Origin of the sequence: Streptomyces sp. AN091965 (genome assembly GCF_022698285.1) — a bacterium.
Lineage (GTDB): Bacteria > Actinomycetota > Actinomycetes > Streptomycetales > Streptomycetaceae > Streptomyces.
In genome coordinates, this window is record NZ_JALDMY010000001.1 from 2,125,671 (window position 1) to 2,147,541 (window position 21,871).

Consider the following 21,871-nt stretch of genomic DNA (forward strand, 5'->3'; position numbering starts at 1 on the left):
TGCCGCCGCCTCGCCCGGTGCGCGGGTCCCGGTATGTCGGGAGGGGGCGGCGCAGGTACTACAGGACGATCCGTCCATCGCCGGAGGGAGTCACTCCTCGGATAGCAGGAGCCCCTGGGGGCCGCGGGCCCGGCAGGGGCGGGGCGGCACACCGGGCCTACCCCGCCACCAGGTTAATCGGGACCCCCCGCTGAGGTCAGCCGTGCTCGCTGCCCGAACGCGCGTCGGCCAGGGAACGCAGTGCCCGGGCGTCGCTGATGGCCTGCTGCTTGGCGATGCCCGGCTGGATGCCGAGGGCGGGCAGGCTGGTGCCGTCGGTGAGGTTGAGGAACACCCACGGGTCGCCGGGGCGCAGGTTGACCTGGACGATCTCGGCCCAGGCGAGCCGGCGCCGGGTGGCGATGTTGACCACGGTGACGCCGGACTCGTCGGCGATCACCTTGGGCCTGCTGAGCAGCACGAGAGCGCCGGAGAGCAGCGCTCCGGTGAAGACGAAGCTGATGCGCTCGCCCGGGTTGAGGTCGGGCAGGATCACCGCGATCACCACCAGGACCGCGAAGATCGCGGCGGCGGCGGTGAGCAGCACGGCCCGGGTGCGCCCGGGCCGGAAGGTGACCGGGAGCGCGGGCGGGGCGGAGGACTCAGTCATGACGGTGCTTTCCTGTCCGGTCACAGGCGGCAGGCGTGGATCGCCGTGGTCAGGATGGCGCGCGCGCCGATGGCGTACAGGTCGTCCATGACCCGCTGGGCGTCCTTGGTGGGCACCATGGAGCGGACGGCGACCCAGCCCTCGTTGTGCAGCGGGGAGATGGTCGGCGACTCCAGGCCCGGCGTGAGGGCCACGGCCTGCTCCAGGTGCTCGGCGCGGCAGTCGTAGTCCATCATCACGTACGTACGGGCGACCAGGACGCCCTGGAGGCGGCGCAGGAACTGCTGCACCTTGGGGTCGTCGGCCTCGGCGCCGGTGCGCCGGATGACCACGGCCTCGGACTTCATGATCGGCTCGCCGAACACTTCGAGGCCCGCGTTGCGCAGGCTGGTGCCGGTCTCCACGACGTCCGCGATCACCTGGGCGACGCCCAGCTCGATGGCGGTCTCGACGGCGCCGTCGAGGTGGATGACGGAGGCGTCGACGCCGCTGTCGGCCAGGTGCTTGCCGACGATGCCCTCGTAGGAGGTGGCGACGGTGCGGCCCGCGAGGTCCGCGAGGCCGTGGGCGGTGCCCGGCTTGGCGGCGAAGCGGAAGGTGGAGCGGGCGAAGCCGAGCGGAAGGATCTCCTCGGCGCCGGCACCGGAGTCGATCAGCAGGTCGCGGCCGGTGATGCCGATGTCGAGCTTGCCCGAGGAGACGTAGATGGCGATGTCGCGCGGGCGCAGGTAGAAGAACTCGACCTCGTTGTCGGGGTCGACGATGACGAGTTCCTTGGACTCGCGGCGCTGCTGGTATCCGGCCTCATGCAGCATCGCCGACGCAGGTCCGGACAGTGAACCCTTGTTGGGGACGGCGATGCGCAGCATGAGGTCGGATTCCTTTGCGTGAAGGTGCGGGTACGGAGGTGCGGGCGGCGTACTGACCGCGCACCGGATAGAACGTTCGTCCTAGAGGTGGGCGTACACGTCGCTGAGGGAGATCCCGCGGGCGACCATCATCACCTGCACGTGGTACAGGAGCTGCGAGATCTCCTCGGCGGCGGCTTCCTTGCCCTCGTACTCGGCGGCCATCCACACCTCGGCGGCCTCCTCGACGACCTTCTTGCCGATGGCATGGACGCCCTTGTCCACCAGTTCCGCGGTGCGGGAGGTGGCGGGGTCGCCGTGGGCTGCCTTGTGCTGGAGCTCGGTGAAGAGCTCCTCGAAAGTCTTCTTGGACATGATGTCGCTTACTCTACGCGCCCGCGGTGGCCCGCTCAGCGCCAGGGCTCGGAGACCGTGCGCAGGGTGGCGGCCGTCGCGACGGCCGCCGTGACCGCCTCGTGGCCCTTGTCCTCGCTGGAGCCCTCGATGCCCGCGCGGTCCAGCGCCTGCTCCTCGGTGTCACAGGTCAGTACGCCGAAGCCGATCGGCACACCGGTGTCGACGGACACCTGGGTGAGGCCCTGGGTGACGCCCTGGCACACGTAGTCGAAGTGCGGGGTGCCCCCGCGGATCACGACGCCGAGGGCCACGATCGCGTCGTAGCCGCGGCCCGCGAGGACCTTGGCGACGACGGGCAGCTCGAAGCTGCCGGGCACGCGCAGCAGGGTCGGCTCGTCGATGCCGAGCTCGTGCAGGGCGCGCAGCGCGCCGTCGACGAGGCCGTCCATGACCTTCTCGTGCCAGAGGGCGGCGATGACGGCGACGCGCAGGTCACCGCAGTTCTTCACGCTCAGTTCGGGGGCACCCTTGCCGCTCACGCGCTTCTCCTAGGGGTGGTGGGGTGGACGGTGGTGGAGGTAGGTCACTGGTTGCCGCAGGCGGACATGTCCGTGGCGTCGAGCCAGGGCAGGTCGTGGCCCATGCGGTCGCGCTTGGTGCGCAGATAGCGCAGGTTGTGCTCGCCCGCGGTGACCGGCATGGGCTCGCGGGCGATGACCTTGAGGCCGTGGCGGGCGAGCGCCTCGGTCTTGTCGGGGTTGTTGGTGAGCAGGCGCAGGCTGCGCACGCCGAGGTCGTCGAGGATCTGCGCGCCCGCGCCGTAGTCCCGGGCGTCGGCGGGCAGGCCCAGTTCCAGGTTGGCGTCCAGGGTGTCGCTGCCGCGCTCCTGGAGCTCGTACGCGCGCAGCTTGGACATCAGGCCGATGCCGCGGCCCTCGTGGCCGCGCAGATAGACCACGACACCGCGCCCCGCGGTGGCGATGCGCCGCATGGACTCCTGGAGCTGCGGGCCGCAGTCGCAGCGCAGCGAGTGGAAGACGTCGCCGGTCAGGCACTCGGAGTGGACGCGCACCAGAACGTCCTCGCCGTCCTGGATGTCGCCGTGGACGAGCGCCACGTGCTCGACGCCGTCGGCCGTGGAGCGGTAGCCGTACGCGGTGAACTCGCCGAAGGCCGTGGGCAGGTGGACCTCGGCCTCGCGGCGCACGGTGGGCTCCGCGGAGCGCCGGTAGTCGATCAGGTCCTCGATGGAGATGATGGTCAGTCCGTGCTTCCGTGCGAAGGGGATCAGCTGAGGCAGGCGCAGCATGCGCCCGTCCTCGCCGGCGATCTCGCAGATCGCTCCGGCCGGGCGCAGGCCCGCGAGCCGGGCCAGGTCGATGGCGGCCTCGGTGTGGCCGTTGCGGGCGAGGACGCCGCCCTCCTTGGCGCGCAGCGGGAAGATGTGGCCGGGGCGGACGAAGTCGTCGGCCTTGGCCTTGCCACTGGCGAGCATCTGCAGGGTGGTGGCGCGGTCGGCGGCGGAGATGCCGGTGGTCACGCCGTGCGCGGGACCGGCGTCGACGGTCACGGTGAAGGCCGTGCTCATCGACTCGGTGTTCTCCGTGACCATCTGCGGCAGCGCGAGCCGGTCGAGCTCGTCGCCCTCCATGGGGGCGCAGATCAGGCCGCGGCACTCGGTCATCATGAAGGCGACGATCTCGGGGGTCGCCTTTTCGGCGGCGACGACGAGGTCGCCCTCGTTCTCCCTGTTCTCGTCGTCGACGACCACGACGGGGCGGCCCGCGGCGATGTCCCGGACGGCCAGCTCGACGGGGTCGAGGCAGAGGTCCTCGGAGTTGTCGGTCGTGTAGTAGAAGGGGTGCACCGGCCCGGCGTCATCAGGGGCGGCGGGAGGCGTGTGGGTGGTCATGCCGGGACTCCTTCGATGACGGGCTGCGGCTGCGGAGCGGCGGTGGCGCGGCGGGAGCGCAGCCACCAGTCGCGCAGGCCCCACAGCACGAGGGCGAGGTAGACGACGTACACGAGGCCGGAGAAGGCGAGCCCGCTGGAGAACGCGAGCGGCACCCCGACGACGTCGACGAGCAGCCACGCGAACCAGAACTCGACCAGGCCGCGCGCCTGGGCGACCATCGCGGCGAGCGTGCCGACGAAGATGTAGGCGTCCGGCCAGGGGTTCCAGGAGAGGTCGGGCACGGCGGAGAACAGCGCGCCGACCGCGAGGGTGCCGACGGCGGTGCCGCCGAGGAGCAGTCCGCGCTCCTTCCAGGTGGCGAAGCGGACGGCGATGGAGCCGTCCTGCGCCTTCTGGCTGCCGCGGGTCCACTGCCGCCAGCCCCACACCGCGACGCCGATGACCAGGAGCTGCTTGCCGACGCCGCCGGACAGCTGGGCGGAGGCGTACGCGGCGACGAGGATCACGCCGGACAGGAACTGGGCGGGCCAGGTCCATATCGAGCGGCGCCAGCCGAGGGCGAGGGCGATCAGGCCGACGCTGTTGCCGACCATGTCGGACCACATGATGTGCTGGCCGAAGGCGGTGAAGGCCTCCGCGTTGAGCCAGTCGAAGCGGTTCATCGCGTGGGCTCCTCACTCTGGGAGCGGGTGCCGAGCAGGCGCTCCACGTACTTGGCGATGACGTCGACCTCGAGGTTGACGGGGTCGCCGGGCTGCTTGACGCCGAGCGTGGTGAGCGCGAGCGTCGTGGGGATGAGGCTGACGGTGAAGTAGTCGGGTCCGGCGTCGACGACGGTCAGGCTGACGCCGTCGACGGTGATGGAGCCCTTCTCGACCACGTAGCGGGCGAGGTCCGCGGGCAGGGAGACCTTGACGATCTCCCAGTTCTCGGAGGCCTCGCGGTCGAGGACGGTGCCCGTGCCGTCCACGTGGCCCTGCACGATGTGGCCGCCGAGGCGGGCGCCCACGGCGGTGGGGCGCTCCAGGTTGACCTTCGAACCGGGCGCGAGGGCGCCGAGGCTGGAGCGGTTCAGCGTCTCGGCCATCACGTCGGCGGTGAACTCGTCGCCGTCGTGGTCGACGACGGTCAGACACACGCCGTTGACGGCGATGGAGTCGCCGTGCTTCGCGCCGTCGGTGACGACGGGACCGCGCAGGCGGAAGCGGGACGCGTCGGCCAGGGTCTCGACGGCGGTGACTTCGCCCAGCTCTTCGACGATTCCGGTGAACACGCTCAGCGCTCCTTCGGTGCGGGGGTGGCGGTGATCCGCAGATCGGGTCCGATACGGACGGCCTCGCTCATGTCGAGCCGCAACGCTTCGGTGACGGTGGTGATTCCGCCGCCGGTGAGGGCGGCGGGGCCCGCGCCGAGCAGGGCGGGCGCGAGATAGCCGATGACGCGGTCGACGGCGCCCGCGGCGACGAAGGCGCCCGCGAGCGTCGCGCCGCCTTCGAGCAGGACGGAGCGCACGTCGCGGGCGTGCAGCGCGGCGAGCAGCGCCGTGATGTCCAGGCCGCCCTCGGCGCGCGGCAGGCGCACCGTGTCGGCGCCGGACGGGTGGCGCGCGGCGTCGGTGTCGTCGGCCATCGCGATCAGGGTGGGGGCCGCGTCGTCCAGGACGCGGGCGCCGGGGCGCACGGCGGTGCCGTGGGTGTCGACGACGACCCGCAGGGGCTGCCGGGCGCCCTCGATGCCGCGGACGGCGAGGTGCGGGTCGTCGGCGCGCTGGGTGCCCGCGCCGACCACGACGGCGTCGCACTCGGCGCGCAGGCGGTGCACGTCGGCGCGGGACGCGGCGGAGGTGAGCCAGCGGCTGGTGCCGTCGGCGGCGGCGGTGCGGCCGTCGAGCGTGGCGGCGTACTTCCAGGTGACGTGGGGGCGGCCGCGGCGCACGGAGGTGAGCCAGGCGGCGTTGGCGGCCTCGCCCTCGGCGGTGAGCAGGCCCGCCTCGACGTCCACCCCGGCCGCGCGCAGGGTGGTGGCGCCGCCGGTGGCCTGCGGGTTCGGGTCGCCGACCGCGTAGACGACGCGGGTGATCCCGGCGTCGACGAGGGCCTGGGCGCAGGGGCCGGTGCGGCCGGTGTGGTTACAGGGTTCGAGGGTGACGACGGCGGTGGCGCCGCGGGCCTTCTCACCCGCCGCGCGCAGGGCGTGGACCTCGGCGTGCGGTCCGCCCGCGCGCTGGTGGTAGCCCTCGCCGACGGTGCGTCCCGCGGCGTCGATGATGACGCAGCCGACGACCGGGTTGGGGCTGGTGAAGCCGAGTCCGCGCACGGCGAGTGCGAGCGCGTGCCGCATGGCGGCTGCTTCGGCCTGGGTGGCCACCGGGTCCTCCTGCCTCTTCGGGCACGGACTCCGGGGCGCGTCGATGACGACGACAACGAACGAGCGGGAACACCGGGAACGCACGGGGCCGCGGACGCCGGAAGAGACCTGTCCCCTGTCAGGAACAAGCCACTACGGCGGCACGGCACACCAGGGTGTGCCTGCTCGCCGCGCACTGCCTCCCATCCGGACTTTCACCGTCGGTCCAGGAGTTTCACCTGGTCAACCGGCCACTGGAGGTGACCGGGTCGCGGACTGTAACCGCCGGTTCGGAATTACACCGACCCCGGAGTGCGCTGCTTTTGGTACGCAGCCAGTGTGCCACGCCCGGTAGCGACCGTGCGGGCCGCCTTCTGTGGGCTGGCTCACAGCGGACGCCGCGGTGGCCGCGATCCGGCCCGGCCGGATCATGTCGCCCCGTTCTGACCGGATTCCGCCGACCGCCGGTCCGGAAATGGCGAATCCCCCTCCGCAACGGGGTTGGTCCATACCTATTGACGCTCTGGTCTAGTCCTTTTAACGTCTGCGTCACTCTGCGGAAAGGCCCGCCCGGTGTGCGCACATCGTGGGCCGACGTCCCCGTCCGTTGTGCGACACCGAGCCTCCCCAGGAGGAACAACGTGCCCACCCCCACTCGCGCGAGAACCACGCTCCTGGCCACCGGCGCCGCCGTCGCCGGTCTCCTCCTGAGCACGCTCGCCGCGACGACGTCCCAGGCCGCGGACCCCGTGGCCAACGAGTCGTGCAGACCCGACGGCCTCTACAAGACCCCCGGCGTCGACGTCCCCTACTGTTCCGTCTACGACGCCGACGGCCGCGAGAAGATGGGCGCCGACCACCAGCGCCGCGTCATCGGCTACTTCACCGGCTGGCGCACCGGCAAGAACGGCGAGCCCGCCTATCTCGCCTCCGACATCCCCTGGGACAAGGTCACCCACCTCAACTACGCCTTCGCGCACGTCGACAAGGACAACAAGATCTCCGTCGGCTCCGACGGCGAGAAGAACGCCGCCACCGGCATGACGTGGCCGGGCGTCGCGGGCGCCGAGATGGACCCCGGGTTCTCCTACAAGGGCCACTTCAACCTCTTGAACAAGTTCAAGAAGAAGCACCCGAACGTCAAGACCCTCGTCTCCGTGGGCGGTTGGGCCGAGACCGGCGGCTACTTCGGCGACGACGGCAAGCGCGTGAACTCCGGCGGCTTCTACTCGATGGCCACCAACGCCGACGGCTCGGTGAACCAGGCGGGCATCAACACCTTCGCCGAGTCGACCGTCGACTTCATCCGGAAGTACGGCTTCAACGGCGTCGACATCGACTACGAGTACCCGACGACGATGAAGGACGCGGGCAACCCGCTCGACTGGCAGCTCGCCAACGGCCGCCGCGCGGGCCTGGTCAAGGGCTACGCGGTGCTCATGAAGACGCTGCGCGAGAAGCTCGACAAGGCCGGGGCCGGCGACGGCAAGCACTACCTGCTGACCGTCGCCGCGCCCTCCTCCGGCTATCTGCTGCGCGGCATGGAGACCTTCCAGGTCCAGAAGTACCTGGACTACGTCAACATCATGTCGTACGACCTGCACGGCGCCTGGAACGAGCACGTCGGTCCGAACGCCTCGCTCTACGACGACGGCAAGGACAGCGAACTGGCCGCGGCGGGCGTGTACGGCAGCCAGCAGTACGGCGGCATCGGCTACCTCAACACCGACTGGGCGTACCACTACTTCCGCGGCTCGATGCCCGCGGGGCGCATCAACATCGGCCTCCCGTACTACACGCGCGGCTTCAAGAACGTGCAGGGCGGCACGGACGGTCTGTGGGGCAAGGCGGCCACGACGAACTGCCCGGCCGGCTCCGGGCTCACCAAGTGCGGTGACGGCGCGGTCGGCATCGACAACCTGTGGCACGACAAGGACGACAACGGCAAGGAGTCCCCGGCCGGGTCGAACCCGATGTGGCACGCCAAGAACCTGGAGAAGGGCGTCGTCGGGGACTACGTGACCAAGTACGGCTTCTCCGCCGACACCAAGCTCACCGGCACCTACGCCCGCAAGTACGACGCGAAGCTGGTCGCGCCCTGGCTGTGGAACGCCGACAAGAAGGTGTTCCTGTCCACCGAGGACGAGCAGTCCGTGAAGGCCAAGGCCGACTACGTGGTCGACAAGGGCATCGGCGGCACCATGGTGTGGGAGCTCGCGGGCGACTACGCGTACAACGCCGCCAAGGGCCAGTACGAGATCGGCGACACGCTCACCACGGCGATGTACGACAAGTTCAAGTCGGCGGCCCCCTACGGCGCGAAGGTCGCGGGCAAGGACCTGCCCGCCAAGGCCGTGGACATCGGCGTGGAGTTCGGCGACTTCAAGCTCGGCGACTCCAACTACCCGATCACGCCCAAGCTGAAGATCACCAACAACACGAAGACGACCCTGCCCGGCGGCACGGAGTTCCAGTTCGACTACTCCACCTCGGCCCCCGCCAACGCCTCCGACCAGTCCGGCTTCGGCACGAAGGTGATCAGCACCGGCCACTCCGGGAACAACGTGGGCGGCCTGAAGGGCGACTTCCACCGCGTCTCGCTGAAGCTGCCCGCCTGGCAGACCCTGGCGCCCGGCGCGTCCGTGGACCTGTCGTTCAACTACTACCTGCCGGTGTCGACGCCGTCGAACTGGACCGTGAACATCGGCGGTACGACCTACGCGCTCGCCGGTGACCTGGCGCGCGGCACGACGGTGGTCGAGCCCGGCACGGGCCCGGGCCCGACGGACCCGCCCGGGCCGACGGACCCGCCCGGCAAGTGCACCCCGCCCGCGTGGAGCGCGACGTCGGACTACGGCTCCGGGACCACCGTGTCCCACAAGTCGCACACCTGGAAGGCCAAGTGGTGGACGAAGGGCGAGGAGCCCGGCACCACCGGCCAGTGGGGCGTCTGGCAGGACCTGGGAGCCTGCTGACGGCCCGACCGGGGCACCCGGTGCCCCACCCCTGACGCCCGGCGGCGGGAAGAAACGCCCTTGCCCCGCCGCCGGGCCACCACCTCACCCCGGCCCGCACGCCTCCCCGCGGGCCGGGGTGCCCTGCGTCACGCCCCGGTCGAGAACAGCTCGTCCTGCGCGGCGTCCCGGGCGGTCAGCAGCGCGCCGCGCAGCACCGCGGCACCGCCGAGGGCGCTCGCCCTGACCTCCGTGCGCAGCGGCGACATCGCCGCCACGCGCCGCGCGACGCGGTCGGCGAGCGCCGGGCCGCCCGCCCGCCCCAGCTCCCCGCCGAGCACCACGCAGCCCGGGTCGAGCACGGCCGCGACGGAGGCCGCGCCGATGGCCACGCGGTCGGCGAGCGCGGTGAGGAACGGCGCGTGGTCCGTCTCCACGGCGTGCCGCACGAGCGCGGCGGCGGGCAGTTCGCCCGGCTCCGGCTCCGCCTTCAGACCGTGGTCCGCCGCCAGGTCCGCCACCGCCCCGGACCCGGCGAGCGTGTGGAAGCCGCCGTCGCAGGCGGTCGCCGAGGGCAGCCCGCCGGTGCCGGGCACCGGCAGGAAGCCGATCTCCCCGGTGCCGCCGGACGCGCCCCTGCGCAGCGCCCCGTCCAGGACGACGGCCGCGCCCGTGCCCGCGCCGAGCCACAGGAGCACGAAGGTGTCCCGGTCGTGCGCGGCGCCGTCGCGCTGCTCGGCGCGGGCGGCGAGGTTGGTCTCGTTCTCCACCAGGACGCGCGCGGGGAGCCGGTCCGTCAGGGCCGTCACCAGGCGGCGGTGCCAGGCGGGCAGGCCCGCCGAGTCGCGCAGGTCGCCGGTCGCCGGGTCGATCAGGCCCGGGGCGCCCACGCCGACGGTGTGCAGCCGGGTGGCTCCTGCCGTGGCCGCGGTGCGCTCGACGAGGGCGACGGCCCGCTCGACGGCGGGCCCGGTGTCCGTGCCGCCGTCCATGGGGAGCGAGGCTTCGGCGAGCGAGGTGCCGAGCAGATCGGCGACGACGACGGTGACGCTCTCGGTACGGACGTCCAGCGCGGCCAGCTGGGCGCGGTCGGCGACGATGCCGTACAGCCGCGCGTTCGGGCCCCGGCGCCGCTCCCCCGCCTCGCCGACGACCGCGATCAGGCCGGAGTCGCGGAGCCGCTCCACGAGGTCGGCGACGGAGGGCCGGGACAACCCCGTGAGCTGCTTCAACTGCCCTGCCGTCAAGGGGCCTTCGCTTTGCAGGAGGCGCAGCGCGAGCCGGTCGTTGATGGCCCGAGCGGTGCTCGGTGATGCGGGCATGGCCGGATCCTTCCACAGCGCCCGCGCCGGTCCGCCGGGGCGGCGGCCGCGATGCGCGCGATATTCGGTTCCCTGGCCCTCTTCTATCAGGCAGGGTTCCTGATAGTTTACTGCGGCGGTCCCGGAGGGGACCGTGGAGGGGTGGAGCGGATGAGTGAGGGGCAGGGCCAAGTGGTTTACAGCAAGCGCCAGTTGAGCCGGGCGCGGCTCGCGGTCGCGGTCATCTTCTGTGTGCACGGCTCGGTCGCCGGGTCGTTCGCGACCCGGGTGCCGTGGATCCAGGACCACGCGGACGTCAGCGCGGGCATGCTCGGCCTCGCGCTGGCCTTCCCGGCGATCGGCGCGTCCCTCGCGATGCCCCTCGCGGGCTGGCTGAGCCATCGCTTCGGCGTGCGGACGGCACTGCGCGCGCTGCTCGCGCTGTGGACGCTGGCGCTCACGCTCCCCGCGCTCGCGCCGAACCTGCCCACGCTGTGCGCGGCGCTCTTCGTGTACGGCGCGACGTCGGGCATGGCGGACGTCGCGATGAACGCGCTCGGCGTCGAGATCGAGAACCGCATGGAGAAGTCCATCATGTCGGGCCTGCACGGCATGTGGAGCGTCGGCGCCCTGATCGGCTCGGCGGGCGGCACGGTCGCGGCGCACCTGGGCGCGGACGCCCGGGTGCACCACGCCCTCGCGGCGGCCGTGCTCACCACGGCCGGCCTGATCGCCTGTCAGGGCGTGCTCGAACTGGGCGCGGCCCCGGACGACGATCCGCCGCCGCGCTTCGCCCTGCCGCCGAAGTCGGCGCTGCTCATCGGCGCGGTCGGGTTCTGTGCGGTGTTCGCCGAGGGCGCCAGCCTCGACTGGTCGGCGGTGTACCTCAAGGACGTGCTCGACTCGTCGGCCGGGCTCGCCGCCGCGTGCACGACCGGCTTCACGCTGACGATGGCCGTCGCCCGCCTCGTGGGCGACAAGGTGGTCGACCGGTACGGCTCGGTGCGCACGGTGCGGGTCGGCGGGCTGCTCGCCGCGGTCGGCGGCCTGTGCGTGGTGACGGCGCCGCACGCGGCCCTCGCCATGACCGGCTTCGCGCTGATGGGCCTCGGCATCGCCGTCGTCGTGCCGCTGGCGTTCGCCGCGGCCGGGCGCAGCGGCCCGAACCCCAGCCAGGCCATCGCGGGCGTCGCCACCATCACCTACACCTCCAGCCTGATCGCGCCGTCGGCGATCGGCACGCTCGCCGACGCGACGAGCCTGGTCGCTTCCTTCACCCTGGTCACCGTGCTCGCGTGCGGGCTGATGGTGTTCGCCGGGGTGCTGCGCACGGCCGGGCGGACGCCCGTGCAAGCGCCCGCCCCGCAGACCGAGGCGGTGGACCGCAAGGGCTGAGGCGCCCTCACCCGGTGAGGGAGTCCAGCTGCTCCGCCGCAGGCCGCAGCTCCCACAGGTCGCCGCCGGGCGGGGCCTGGAGCTTCGGCACCGCAGCCCGCGCCGCCTTCTCGCCCGCGTCGGCGGCCGCGTGCACGACGTCGGCCGCCGCGTACCGGCGGAAGTCCAGCTCGGGGTGCGGCCACGGCCGCTCGCCGGTGGCGGCGGGCAGCAGATAGCGGACGGCCCCGCCCAGGCTCTGCCCGGCGGGGCCCCGGTGCGCCCAGAGGTCCACGCCCACGTGCCGGCCGATGTCGGCGAGGCGCGCGTAGGCGACCAGGTCGAAGGTCGAGTAGTGCCAGCTGCGGGTGCGGGTGAGCTCCTGCGGCTGGCTGCCGTCGGCGGCGATCTGCGGGTCGACGCGCCGGGCCCGCGCCTCGCGGACGGTCCTGCGGGCGAGGGCGTCGTCGCCGGTGGCCCGGGCGAGGGCGGCGAGCTGCAGGTCGTAGAAGGTGCCGTGGTTGTTCTTCGCGGCACCCTCCTGCTTGCCGAAGTCGCTGTGCGCCAGCCAGTCGCGGAAGTCCTTGTTCCAGGCCGTCATCCGCGCCCGGTCGGCCCGGGTCCAGCCGGGGGCACCGGCGGCAAGGATCGCCTGGGCGTCCAGGACGCTCGTGTACGACTGCGAGAAGTCGATGATGCCGATGGCCCGGCCGTCGTACTTGCAGGGGATGAACTGCCCGTGGTCGAGGCGCGGGTTCATCCGGGTCGCCGGGTCGAGGAACCAGGTGCGCAGGACGGTCGCGGCGTGCTCGGCGTACTTGCGCTCGCCCGTGTAGTACCAGGCGAGGGACAGCTCGTAACCGGAGTCGAAGACGTTCTCCGCGTCCCGGCGGTCGGTGCCGGTGTCGACCTCGGGGTTGCGCTCGCCGTCGCGCTGCTCGTACGGGCAGCCCCAGGGGTTCTCGGGGGTCCTCGGCGCGGTCGGCCACCAGTAGGGGGCCTGGCTCAGATAGTCGTGCGGGTCGCCGCCGGGCGCGGGCCTCGGCTTGTCGACGACGGTCCAGGGGCCCTGGCCCAGCCAGCGGTCCGCGCGGGCCGTGAGGTCCCGCAGGGCGCGGCGCAGCCGCGGGTCGCCCCGGTCGAGGCGGCGCTTGGCCTCGGCGAGCCGGTGACCGTCGAGGACGACGGTGTCGGGGACCTCGGGCCGCGGGGCGGCCGTGGCGGGGGCGGGAGCGGTCAGGGGCACTGCGGCGAGGACCACCGCCGCGAGCAGGGCACCTGTGAAGGAGCGGGCTGCCATGGCACTCCAATCAGATACATGAACAGAGTTCACCGACCTGGCCGCGCCACCGTACCGGAAGGAGCCGGGGAGCCCCACCCGCCGGGCCTCGCCGACCGCAACAGAAGCCGCACCGGAAGCCACCGGAAAGAAGTCGCACTTACGTCGCACTAACATGTCGACGCTGATCGTCGACATGACGACACAGCTCGTCCCCCCGCGACGACCCGGCCCGTCCCCCGCGACGGCACAGCTCGTCCCGCGCACAGAAAGCGAACTCACCATGGATCTCGGCGTGCGCTGGCGGCTGCACGGCGACGGGCGCACCCCCGCGCCCGGGGCCGTCGTCCGACCCGACGAACGGCTCTCGTGGCCCCGGACGTTCGGGCTCGGCGCCCAGCACGTGGTGGCGATGTTCGGGGCGTCGTTCGTCGCCCCGGTCCTCATGGGCCTCGACCCGAACCTCGCCATCATGATGTCGGGCGTCGCGACCGTCATCTTCCTGCTCGCCACGCGCGGCCGGGTGCCCAGCTACCTCGGCTGCTCGCTGTCCTTCGTGGGCGTGGCGGCCGTGATCCGCGCCCAGGGCGGCTCCAGCGCCACGGTGACGGGCGCGGTGTTCGTCGTGGGCGCGGCGCTGTTCGTGGTGGGGCTCGCGGTGCAGCGGTTCGGCGCGCGGATCATCCACACGGCGATGCCCCCGATCGTCACCGGCGCGGTCGTCATGCTGATCGGCTTCAACCTCGCCCCGGTGACGGCCGCGACCTACTGGCCGCAGGACCAGTGGACGGCCCTGTGCGTCATGCTGTTCACCGGATTGGCCGTGGTGTGCCTGCGGGGTTTCTGGTCCCGGGTCGCGATCTTCCTCGGTCTGCTCTTCGGCTACGCGCTGTCCTGGGCCCTCGACTCGGTCTTCGGCAAGATCCACTCGGCGGACGGGTCCGGCAAGGTCACCGACCACTGGCGCCTTGACCTGTCGGCGGTCGGCAACGCGGACTGGATCGGCCTGCCCACCTTCCACGGCCCGAGCTTCGAGTGGTCGGCGATCCTCGTCGCGCTGCCCGTCGTGATCGCCCTGGTCGCCGAGAACGCGGGCCACGTCAAGGCGGTCGGCGAGATGACCGGCGACTCCCTCGACGACAAGCTCGGCACCGCGATCTCCGCGGACGGCGCGGCGTCGATGCTGTCCACGGCGGTCGGCGGCCCGCCCAACACCACGTACTCCGAGAACATCGGCGTGATGGCCGCGACCCGCGTCTACTCCACGGCCGCGTACTGGGCGGCCGCCGCGTTCGCGCTGCTCTTCGGCCTGTGCCCGAAGTTCGGCGCGGTCGTCGCCGCGATCCCCGGCGGGGTGCTCGGCGGCATCACCGTCATCCTGTACGGCATGATCGGCCTGCTCGGTGCCCAGATCTGGATCAACGCCGACGTCGACCTGCGCAATCCGCTGAACCTGGTCCCGGCCGCCGCGGGCATCATCATCGGCGTCGGCAACGTCTCGCTGAAGTTCACCGACACCTTCTCCCTGAGCGGCATCGCCCTCGGCACCATCGTGGTGATCACCGGCTACCACGTGCTGCGCGCCTTCGCCCCCGCCCACCTCAAGTCCCAGGAGCCGCTGCTCGACTCGGGGACGTCGTCGTACGACGAGCAGGAGGACGAGCGGGGCACCGGCGGCGCCACCGGTCAGCCGCGCGCCAAGTCGTAGGCGTACCCGGGCGAGAAGGTGCCGGGCCTGCCCCGGCAGCCGTCCGACTCCCCGGGCAGCTTGACCCAGAGATAGGCGTCGATGCGGGCCGCGCCGGTGCGCAGCGTGGGCGGGCGGCCGACGCGGCGCCCGGCGGGGTCGCACCACCGGCCGTCCGCCGGGGCGCCGTTGCCGTTGCGGCTGGTGTCGATGACGGCGCCGAGGCCGCGCGGCCCGCCCAGGGCGGTGAGGACCCGGCGCGCGTACGCCACTTCGGCGGCGGTGCGGTGGAAGTTGGACACGTTCGTGAACACGCCGTCCGACGAGGCGGGGGACGCCGCGCCCGCCCGGCGCAGCGCGGCCGCCTGCCGCTCGGCCCGGTGCCAGCCCGAGTGTCCGCCGTCGTAGTAGACGCGCGCCGCGGGGTTCGCCCGCTTCAGGACGGCACCCGCGCGGGCCAGCGCCGCGAACCGCCGCGACCGCTCGCCCGGAGACAGGCAGTCCGCGAGCGCGACGGCGTCCGGCTCCAGGATGACGACGACCTCACCGGAGCCGAGGCCCGCCGCGAACCGCTCGATCCACCGGGCGTACGCGGCGAGGCGCGGCGCGCCGCCCCGCGAGGGGCCGCCGCAGTCGCGGTTCGGGATCGCGTACGCGACGAGGACCGGCACCCGGTCGCCCGCCCGGTCCGTCACCGCCCGCACCTGCGCCGTGACGGCCCACGGCCGGGGGTCGGTGAACCAGACGGCGGCGGGCCGGGCGGCGATCCGGGACGCGATCAGCGGGCTTCTCGGGTCGTCCCGGTGCGCCCGCACCCACGCGACGACCTGCGCGCCCTCGTCCCGGTACAGACGCCCGGCACCGGCCGCCGCGCCCCCTCCCGGGCGCGCCGGCCGCGCCGACACCGCGTGCCCCGACGGCGCCGGACCCGACCGCGGCCCCTCCACGGCCTCGGTCCGGCCCGGCCCGTCGTCCCCGGCCACGGTCACCGCCCCGGCCAGCACCCCGGTGGCCGCCACCACCAGGGCTGCCGCCGTCGCGATCCCGCCGAGCCCGCGCCACCGCCCGCCCCGGCCGCGCGCACGTGTCTCCCCCACGTCCCGCTCCCCCCTCGTACCGCTCCCCCGGGGTCCGTCGCGGGCCGTTCCCCCGTTCTGGGGAAGCGCCCGCCCGGCGGACCCGTGCGCAAGGCTAGGGCTGGGACCCTGCCCCCATGGCGCGGTTGGAGCGGTTGGCCGAGTGCACTCACCCGGCGCACGGAGTGGACGTGGTGGCGCGCGACGTGGACGCGGTGGTGGCGCGCATGCGCGCCCTTGACAGGACGTGGCCGCGCCGGGACGGCGTCGCGGTCTTCAACCGCGTGTACCTCGCCGTCACCCAGGAGGTCGGCCGGCACGTCGGCGCGGGCGCGTTCCCGGACGTCGAGGCCGCCGTCACGCTGGACGTCCGCTTCGCCGAGCGCTATCTGGCGGCCGTGGACGCGGTGGCCGCCGACCGGTGCCCGCCCGCCTGCTGGCGTCCGCTGTTCCAGCTCCGGCGGCATCCGGGCGTACGGCCGCTGCAGTTCGCCCTCGCGGGCGTCAACGCGCACATCGGGCACGACCTGGCGCTCGCCGTCGTCGACACCTGCCGTGCCCTCGGCTGCGAACCAGCCGACCTGGAGGACGAGTTCGACCGCGTGGGCGACATCCTCGTGTCGCTGGAGGAGCGCGTCCGCGAAGAGCTGATGCCGGGCCCCGACGTGTTCCAGGTCGCCGACCCGCTGACCCATCTGCTGGGCTCCTGGAGCCTGGAGCGGGCCCGGGACAGCGCCTGGTCGACGGCGCGCGCCCTGTGGGCCCTGCGCCAACTCCCCGCCGTCGCCGGAGAGTTGCGCGAGCGCCTCGACGGGGCGGTCGGCCTGGTGGGGCGGATGCTGCTCACGCCGCTGCCCGACTGACGCCGGGCCGTTCCGGCCAGGCCCTGAGCGGGCACGCCGGAACTCCCGTGCGCTCGTTGTACGTTGAACCGGCCACGGCGCTCTCCCCCGCAGGAGGACAACGATGACGACCCGACTCGGCCTCGGCCTGCCGCAGCTGAAGTGGGCGGACCTCGGGCGCGACGTCCCCGACGTGGCGCGCTTCGCCGAGCGGACCGGCTTCGACAGCCTGTGGGTCTTCGAGCGCGTCCTGTTCCCCGACCCCCCGTCGCACGGCCTGTACGGCGTCCCGGGCCTGGCCTGGCCCGACGACTACCGCTCGGTCGCCGACCCGCTGGTCACGCTGGCCCTCGCGGCGACGGCCACCGAGCGGGCCCGGCTCGGCACCAGCGTCCTGGTGGCCCCGCTGCACGTTCCCCTCCAGCTGGCCCGCTCGCTGGCCTCGCTCGACGCGGCCAGCGGCGGCCGGGTCGTCGCGGGCCTCGGCACCGGCTGGTCCGTGGACGAGTACGCGGCCGCCGCGGTCGCGCCCTTCGAGCGGCGCGGCGCGGTCCTCGACGAGGTCATCGACGTGTGCCGCGCGGTGTGGGGCCCCGACCCGGTGGCACACGAGGGCGCGCTGTCGCGGATCGTGCCGTCGGAGGTGGGCCCGAAGCCCGCGCGGCCCATCCCGATCCTGCTGCCCGCGAACAGCCCGCGCGCGCTGCGCCGCCTGGTGGACCGGGCGGACGGCTGGATGCCGATCGGCGCGGGCGCCGACAAGCTCGCCGGGCAGTGGCGACGGGTCCGCGAGGCGGCCGCCGAGCGCGGCCGCGCCGAGCCCGTCCGGTCCGTCCTGCGCGTGAACCCCCGGTACACGCCCAAGGCCTACGACGGCGACGACCGCGCGCCGTTCCGGGGCAGCGTCGAGCAGATCGCCGAGGACCTGGCCGCGCACGCCGCGGTGGGCCTCGACGAGATCTTCATCGACGTCCAGACCAGTGTGCGCGACGCGCAGGAGCTCAAGGACGTCGCCGCCGAGCTGTACGCGGCGGCGCGGGCCGCGGGGGTGTAGCGCGACCCCGGGGCCCCGCGCTCGGGCGCGGGGCCCCGGTCGGCCTCAGTCCTCCGGCAGCTCGACCGGCGCGATGTCCTCGTAGAGGTCGCCGGGGCCGGGGTTCGTCGCGTCCGTGGTGCCGCCGAGGTGGTGCATGACGCCCCACACGGCGTTCAGGGCGGTCGTCACGGCGCCCTCGGCCCAGCCCGCCGTCCAGGAGATGTCGTCGCCCGCGAGGAAGATGCCGCGCTTGTCCTCGGGGAGGCCGTCCTGCATGAAGTGCGTGAACAGGCGCCGCTGGTAGCGGTAGTGGCCCGGCAGGTTGGCCTTGAACGCGCCCATGAAGTAGGGCTCGTTCTCCCAGGACACGGTCACCGGGTTGCCGATGATGTGCTTGCGGATGTCGACCTTCGGGTAGATCTCGCCGAGCGACTTGAGCATGACGTCCATGCGCTCGTTCGCCGACAGGGGCAGCCACTTCAGGCTGTCGTCGCACCAGGTGTAGGACAGGCAGATGACGGCGGGCTTGTCCGGGCCGTCGTCGAGCAGGTAGGTGCCGCGCGTCATCCGGTCGGTGAGCGTCATCGACATGACGTCCCGGCCCGTTTCCTCGTCCTTGTCCAGCCAGAACGGCCGGTCGACGGGCACGAAGAGCTTGGACGACTCCATGTAGTGGGTGCGCTCCATCGCCGTCCAGTGGTCGATGGGGAACAGCGAGTCGTCGCACTCGATCTTGGAGAGCAGCATCCAGGACTGGGCGGTGAAGATCGCCGCCCGGTAGGTGCGGATGTCGCCGTTCGCGTCGGTCACCGTGATGTTGTTGCCCGCGGTGCGGTGCAGGCGGGTCACGGCGGGCTTCGGCGCGCGGCCCTCGTGCAGCTCGGCCAGGGAGGTGCCGAGCGGCCAGTGCGTGATCTTCTGCGGCTCGCGCTCCCACAGGCGCAGCGGCAGCTGCTGGGAGCCGCCGACGATGCCGCGGTGGTGGTCGTCCGCCTCGGTGTAGACGACGCGCAGGATCTCCAGGATGGAGTTGGGGAAGTCGGTGTCCCAGCCGCCGGTGCCGAAGCCGACCTGGCCGAAGATCTCGCGGTGGCGGAAGGACTTGAAGGCCTCGGACTCGCAGAGGAAGCCGTAGAAGGTCTGGTTGTCGAGCTTCTCGACGAGCTTCGCCCAGATCTCGCGGATGCGCGGCACGTCGCGCTCGCGCAGCGCGCGGTTCATGTCGGAGAAGTCCGCGCCCTCCTCCAGGCAGTCGTTCCAGGCCTTCGCCACGTCGCGGTAGACCTGCGGCAGGTCGGCGACGGTCTCGGCGTAGTGCGACTCGCCCTTGAGGTCGACGACGGTCGAGGGCGTCGTCTCCGCCAGGGGGTTGGGGAACGGCCGCGTCTGAAGGCCCACCAGGTCGATGTAGTGCTGGAGCGCCGTCGAGGACGGCGGGAAGCGCATCGCGCCCATCTCGGCGGTCAGCGACGGGTCGCAGCCCTCGAAGCCGACGGTGCGCAGCCGTCCGCCGATCTGGTCGGCCTCGTACACGACGGGCTTGAGGCCCATCTTCATCAGCTCGTACGCCGCCACGATGCCGGACAGACCGCCGCCGATGACGGCGACCTCGGTGCCGAGCTCGGTCGCGGGTATCTGCCCGAGCCCCGCCGGGTGGGCGAGGAAGTCGTCGTACGCGTACGGGAAGTCCGGCCCGAACATGGTGATGGGCGGCTGCGCGTCGGTGTGCTGGACGGCGGTGGGCACCGTGGACGTCATGGGGTACGGACTCCTTGCACAGTACGGAACGGTGGTGCGGGTGGGGGCTCGGGCTCAGCCGAGGGACGCGTACAGGCCGGGGCGGCGGTCGCGCAGATAGGGGTTGGCCTCGCGGGAGGCGGCCAGGAACTCCGGGTCGGCGTCGGCGAACACCAGCTCGTCGCCGCGCCCGGCACGGGCGCGGGCCACGCCGTCGGGGCCCGCGAGCGTCGAGAGGCCGACGAACTCGAACTCGCCCTCGTGGCCGACGCGGTTGACGTACGCGACGTACATCTGGTTCTCGAAGGCGCGCACGGGCACGACCGACTCGGCGACGAACTGGAAGGGGTGCATCTGGGCCGTCGGCACGAGCAGCAGGTCGGTGCCCGCGAGGGCGTGCGCGCGGACGTTCTCGGGGAACTCCACGTCGTAGCAGATCATCAGGCCGATCCGGACGCCGTCGAGCTCGGCCTGGACGACCGGCTGCTCCCCGGGTGTGAAGTGGTCGCGCTCGAAGCAGCCGAAGAGGTGGGTCTTGCGGTAGTTGGCGAGCCGGGTGCCGTCGGCGCCGATGAGCTGGACGGCGTTGTGGACCCGCTCGCCGTCCCGCTCGGGGTAGGCGTAGGCGATGGCCACGCCGTGGCGCACCGCGGTCTCGGCGACGGCGTCGGCCGCCTCGCCGTCCGCGGGCTCGGCCAGGCGCGGCACGTCGTCGCCGATGGCGTAGCCCGTCAGGAACATCTCCGGCGTCACCAGGAGCCGCGCCCCGGCGGCCGCGGCGCGGGCGGCGGCCTCGTCCAGGACCTTGAGGTTGGCGGCGACGGAGCCGGGACGCCCCGAGCTCTGGAGCAGGGCGGTGCGCAGCGGCGGCATGGCGGACCTCGGGGGAGCGGAAGGGGCACGGGCGGGGGCGGGGTGAGTCGGATAGACCGTACGTTTCGCGGGTGTGACGGGACAAGACACGACCGTTGCGCCTGCCCCCGCGATCCGTTGCGCGTCCGGGGGCCGGGGCGGAGATTCGTTGCGGGGCGGCGTACGGGTGGCGTAGGGACGGCGTACGGAGCGCGTACGGACGGCGGCCCGTGTGCTACGGGGGCTACGAGAGGTCCGACCTGGGGCGCAGCCGGCCGCCCGGGGGCTCCCCCGCGCGGGGGAAGCGGAGAGCAGCCTCGGGCCCGACGTGCCGGGACCCCTCCCCGGGAGATCGTGAAGTCACCCGGAACGACCGGGTCACTTCGACCGACGGAGGGCTTCCCGTGAGCCGCATCACCTTCACCCGCAACAGCACCCGCGCTCTCGCCGTGAGCGCGGCGCTCCTGGTCACCGCGGGGGCGGCGGGCGTGGCCGCCGCGTCCGGCGAGGACGTCACGCGCCCCGCACCGGCCGCCGAGAAGCAGGCGAAGCCCCGTGAGGCGGCGGCGCTCACCGGCTCGGCGAAGATGTTCCGCAAGACGACGGAGGACGTCACCTTCACCTTCGACGCGCACCTGGCCACCAAGAACGTCAAGCGTCCGGACAAGGCCACCGGCACCTTCAAGTTCGTGCACCTGGAGAAGCCGGGCGGCAAGGGCGGCTGGGCCAAGGGCCGGATCGACTGCCTGGTGACGGGCGGCAAGGTGGCGACGGCGACCGGCATCATCACCGAGACCAACCTCAAGGAGATCAAGGGCGGCCGCGTCGGCTTCAGCGTCCACGACAAGGGCCCGGGCAAGCTGGACCGCCTCGGCTACAGCTGGGGCGCGACCGGGGGCCCCACCGGCGACAAGAAGCTGCCCAAGTGCAACAGCGCCGCCCCGTTCGAGATCGTCAAGAAGGGCACGGGTGACTTCCACGTGACCCCGTGGAACCCGCCGTACCCCGAGGGCAACTGAGCCGGGGCGCGGGCAGCCCGCACGGGGGTCGGGCGGCCCGCGCCCCTCAGAGGCAGCGTCCCGAAGGGGCGCGGGGCTGTTTCGATATGCGGCTCCGCCGCGTGGGCGCGACCAGCCACGACGCGCCCGCAGCCGAAAGACTAAGCAGGCGACCCGGAGGAGAAGCGCCGCATCAGCGGCGAAAGCACCAGCACCGACTTGGTGCGCTCCACGAACGGCTCCCCCGCGATCCGCTCGAGCACGCGCTCGAAGTGGCGCATGTCCGCGGCGAAGACCTGCACGAGCGCGTCCGCCTCCCCCGTGACGGTGGAGGCGGACGCGACCTCCGGATAGCGCTCCAGACCGCGCTGGATCGCCTCCGGCGAGGTGTTGCGGCGACAGTAGATCTCGATGAACCCCTCGGTCTCCCAGCCGAGCGCGGCCGGGTCGACGCGGACGGTGAACCCGGTGATCGCTCCGGTGGCCCGCAGCCGGTCCACGCGCCGCTTCACGGCGGGCGCGGACAGGCCGACGAGCTGGCCGATGTCGGCGTAGGAGCGGCGGGCGTCCTCGGCGAGGGCGTGCACGATGCGTTCGTCGAGATCGTTCAGTCGCACTGG

At 72.9% G+C, this 21,871-nt stretch carries 20 protein-coding genes and 1 riboswitch; of the genes, 6 read left to right on the plus strand and 14 right to left on the minus strand.

All coding sequences use genetic code 11. From position 1 onward, the window contains the following. Positions 1 to 196 precede the first annotated feature (196 nt). From MQV74_RS08490 to ribD, 8 genes are all read right to left on the minus strand, one after another. Positions 197 to 649 carry a PH domain-containing protein gene (locus MQV74_RS08490; RefSeq protein ID WP_242715439.1) on the minus strand — a complete coding sequence of 151 codons (453 nt, stop codon included), beginning with the start codon at positions 647 to 649 and terminating at the stop codon, positions 197 to 199. A 20-nt stretch (positions 650 to 669) separates the two neighbouring features. Further along, complete coding sequence (hisG, locus tag MQV74_RS08495) at positions 670 to 1,518, minus strand: ATP phosphoribosyltransferase (RefSeq protein WP_242715441.1); 849 nt, start codon at positions 1,516 to 1,518, stop codon at positions 670 to 672. An 81-nt stretch (positions 1,519 to 1,599) separates the two neighbouring features. Then, positions 1,600 to 1,872 (minus strand): phosphoribosyl-ATP diphosphatase, encoded by a 273-nt coding sequence (locus MQV74_RS08500; protein WP_030674739.1) that lies wholly within the window; start codon positions 1,870 to 1,872, stop codon positions 1,600 to 1,602. A gap of 35 nt (positions 1,873 to 1,907) precedes the next feature. Further along, positions 1,908 to 2,393: a 6,7-dimethyl-8-ribityllumazine synthase gene (ribH, locus tag MQV74_RS08505; RefSeq protein WP_138958531.1), complete on the minus strand. Its 486-nt coding sequence runs from the start codon at positions 2,391 to 2,393 to the stop codon at positions 1,908 to 1,910. 44 nt (positions 2,394 to 2,437) lie between these two features. Continuing rightward, entirely contained in the window at positions 2,438 to 3,766 is a 1,329-nt protein-coding gene (locus tag MQV74_RS08510; protein WP_242715443.1) for a bifunctional 3,4-dihydroxy-2-butanone-4-phosphate synthase/GTP cyclohydrolase II, read from the minus strand. After that, positions 3,763 to 4,431: a nicotinamide mononucleotide transporter family protein gene (locus MQV74_RS08515; RefSeq protein WP_242715445.1), complete on the minus strand. Its 669-nt coding sequence runs from the start codon at positions 4,429 to 4,431 to the stop codon at positions 3,763 to 3,765. The genes MQV74_RS08510 and MQV74_RS08515 overlap by 4 nt, the downstream gene beginning before the upstream one ends. Then, entirely contained in the window at positions 4,428 to 5,042 is a 615-nt protein-coding gene (locus tag MQV74_RS08520; RefSeq protein ID WP_242715447.1) for a riboflavin synthase, read from the minus strand. Before MQV74_RS08520 ends, MQV74_RS08515 begins: the two co-directional genes overlap by 4 nt. Before the next feature lie 2 nt (positions 5,043 to 5,044). Beyond that, a complete protein-coding gene (gene ribD / locus MQV74_RS08525; protein ID WP_278194572.1) occupies positions 5,045 to 6,109 on the minus strand; it encodes a bifunctional diaminohydroxyphosphoribosylaminopyrimidine deaminase/5-amino-6-(5-phosphoribosylamino)uracil reductase RibD in 1,065 nt (354 codons plus the stop codon). 195 nt (positions 6,110 to 6,304) lie between these two features. After that, a riboswitch (FMN riboswitch) is annotated at positions 6,305 to 6,435 on the minus strand. A gap of 321 nt (positions 6,436 to 6,756) precedes the next feature. On the opposite strand from ribD, the gene MQV74_RS08530 reads away from it, so the two are divergent. Then, positions 6,757 to 9,090 (plus strand): chitinase C-terminal domain-containing protein, encoded by a 2,334-nt coding sequence (locus MQV74_RS08530; protein WP_242715451.1) that lies wholly within the window; start codon positions 6,757 to 6,759, stop codon positions 9,088 to 9,090. A gap of 128 nt (positions 9,091 to 9,218) precedes the next feature. On the opposite strand, the gene MQV74_RS08535 is transcribed toward MQV74_RS08530, so the two are convergent. After that, entirely contained in the window at positions 9,219 to 10,391 is a 1,173-nt protein-coding gene (locus MQV74_RS08535; RefSeq protein ID WP_242715453.1) for an ROK family transcriptional regulator, read from the minus strand. A gap of 150 nt (positions 10,392 to 10,541) precedes the next feature. Between MQV74_RS08535 and MQV74_RS08540 the strand changes: the two genes are divergently transcribed. Further along, entirely contained in the window at positions 10,542 to 11,765 is a 1,224-nt protein-coding gene (locus MQV74_RS08540; RefSeq protein ID WP_242715460.1) for an MFS transporter, read from the plus strand. 7 nt (positions 11,766 to 11,772) lie between these two features. On the opposite strand, the gene MQV74_RS08545 is transcribed toward MQV74_RS08540, so the two are convergent. Next, positions 11,773 to 13,044, minus strand: a complete 1,272-nt coding sequence (locus tag MQV74_RS08545) for an alginate lyase family protein (RefSeq protein ID WP_242715462.1) — start codon at positions 13,042 to 13,044, stop codon at positions 11,773 to 11,775. Between the two features lie 262 nt (positions 13,045 to 13,306). Between MQV74_RS08545 and MQV74_RS08550 the strand changes: the two genes are divergently transcribed. Next, positions 13,307 to 14,731, plus strand: coding sequence for a uracil-xanthine permease family protein (locus MQV74_RS08550; RefSeq protein WP_242728547.1), 1,425 nt, complete (start codon positions 13,307 to 13,309; stop codon positions 14,729 to 14,731). Here the strand turns inward: MQV74_RS08550 and MQV74_RS08555 are convergent. Continuing rightward, positions 14,710 to 15,807 carry a glycoside hydrolase family 6 protein gene (locus MQV74_RS08555; protein WP_441349341.1) on the minus strand — a complete coding sequence of 366 codons (1,098 nt, stop codon included), beginning with the start codon at positions 15,805 to 15,807 and terminating at the stop codon, positions 14,710 to 14,712. The genes MQV74_RS08550 and MQV74_RS08555 overlap by 22 nt on opposite strands. Before the next feature lie 116 nt (positions 15,808 to 15,923). Between MQV74_RS08555 and MQV74_RS08560 the strand changes: the two genes are divergently transcribed. Both MQV74_RS08560 and MQV74_RS08565 read left to right on the plus strand, forming a co-directional pair. Beyond that, on the plus strand, positions 15,924 to 16,649 hold the full coding sequence (locus tag MQV74_RS08560) for a DUF5995 family protein (protein WP_278194107.1): 726 nt from the start codon (positions 15,924 to 15,926) through the stop codon (positions 16,647 to 16,649). A gap of 103 nt (positions 16,650 to 16,752) precedes the next feature. Beyond that, positions 16,753 to 17,682, plus strand: a complete 930-nt coding sequence (locus tag MQV74_RS08565; protein WP_242715464.1) for an LLM class F420-dependent oxidoreductase — start codon at positions 16,753 to 16,755, stop codon at positions 17,680 to 17,682. Positions 17,683 to 17,727: 45 nt separating this feature from the next. Here the strand turns inward: MQV74_RS08565 and MQV74_RS08570 are convergent, their stop codons facing one another. Continuing rightward, positions 17,728 to 19,422, minus strand: a complete 1,695-nt coding sequence (locus MQV74_RS08570; protein WP_242715467.1) for a flavin monoamine oxidase family protein — start codon at positions 19,420 to 19,422, stop codon at positions 17,728 to 17,730. Positions 19,423 to 19,476: 54 nt separating this feature from the next. Next, complete coding sequence (locus tag MQV74_RS08575; RefSeq protein ID WP_242715469.1) at positions 19,477 to 20,274, minus strand: carbon-nitrogen hydrolase family protein; 798 nt, start codon at positions 20,272 to 20,274, stop codon at positions 19,477 to 19,479. A 383-nt stretch (positions 20,275 to 20,657) separates the two neighbouring features. Here MQV74_RS08575 and MQV74_RS08580 point away from each other — a divergent pair, with 383 nt between their 5' ends. Further along, on the plus strand, positions 20,658 to 21,272 hold the full coding sequence (locus MQV74_RS08580; RefSeq protein WP_242715471.1) for a Repetin: 615 nt from the start codon (positions 20,658 to 20,660) through the stop codon (positions 21,270 to 21,272). Between the two features lie 140 nt (positions 21,273 to 21,412). Here MQV74_RS08580 and MQV74_RS08585 read toward each other — a convergent pair whose 3' ends face one another. Then, on the minus strand, positions 21,413 to 21,868 hold the full coding sequence (locus tag MQV74_RS08585; RefSeq protein WP_030674789.1) for an Lrp/AsnC family transcriptional regulator: 456 nt from the start codon (positions 21,866 to 21,868) through the stop codon (positions 21,413 to 21,415). Positions 21,869 to 21,871: the final 3 nt, after the last annotated feature.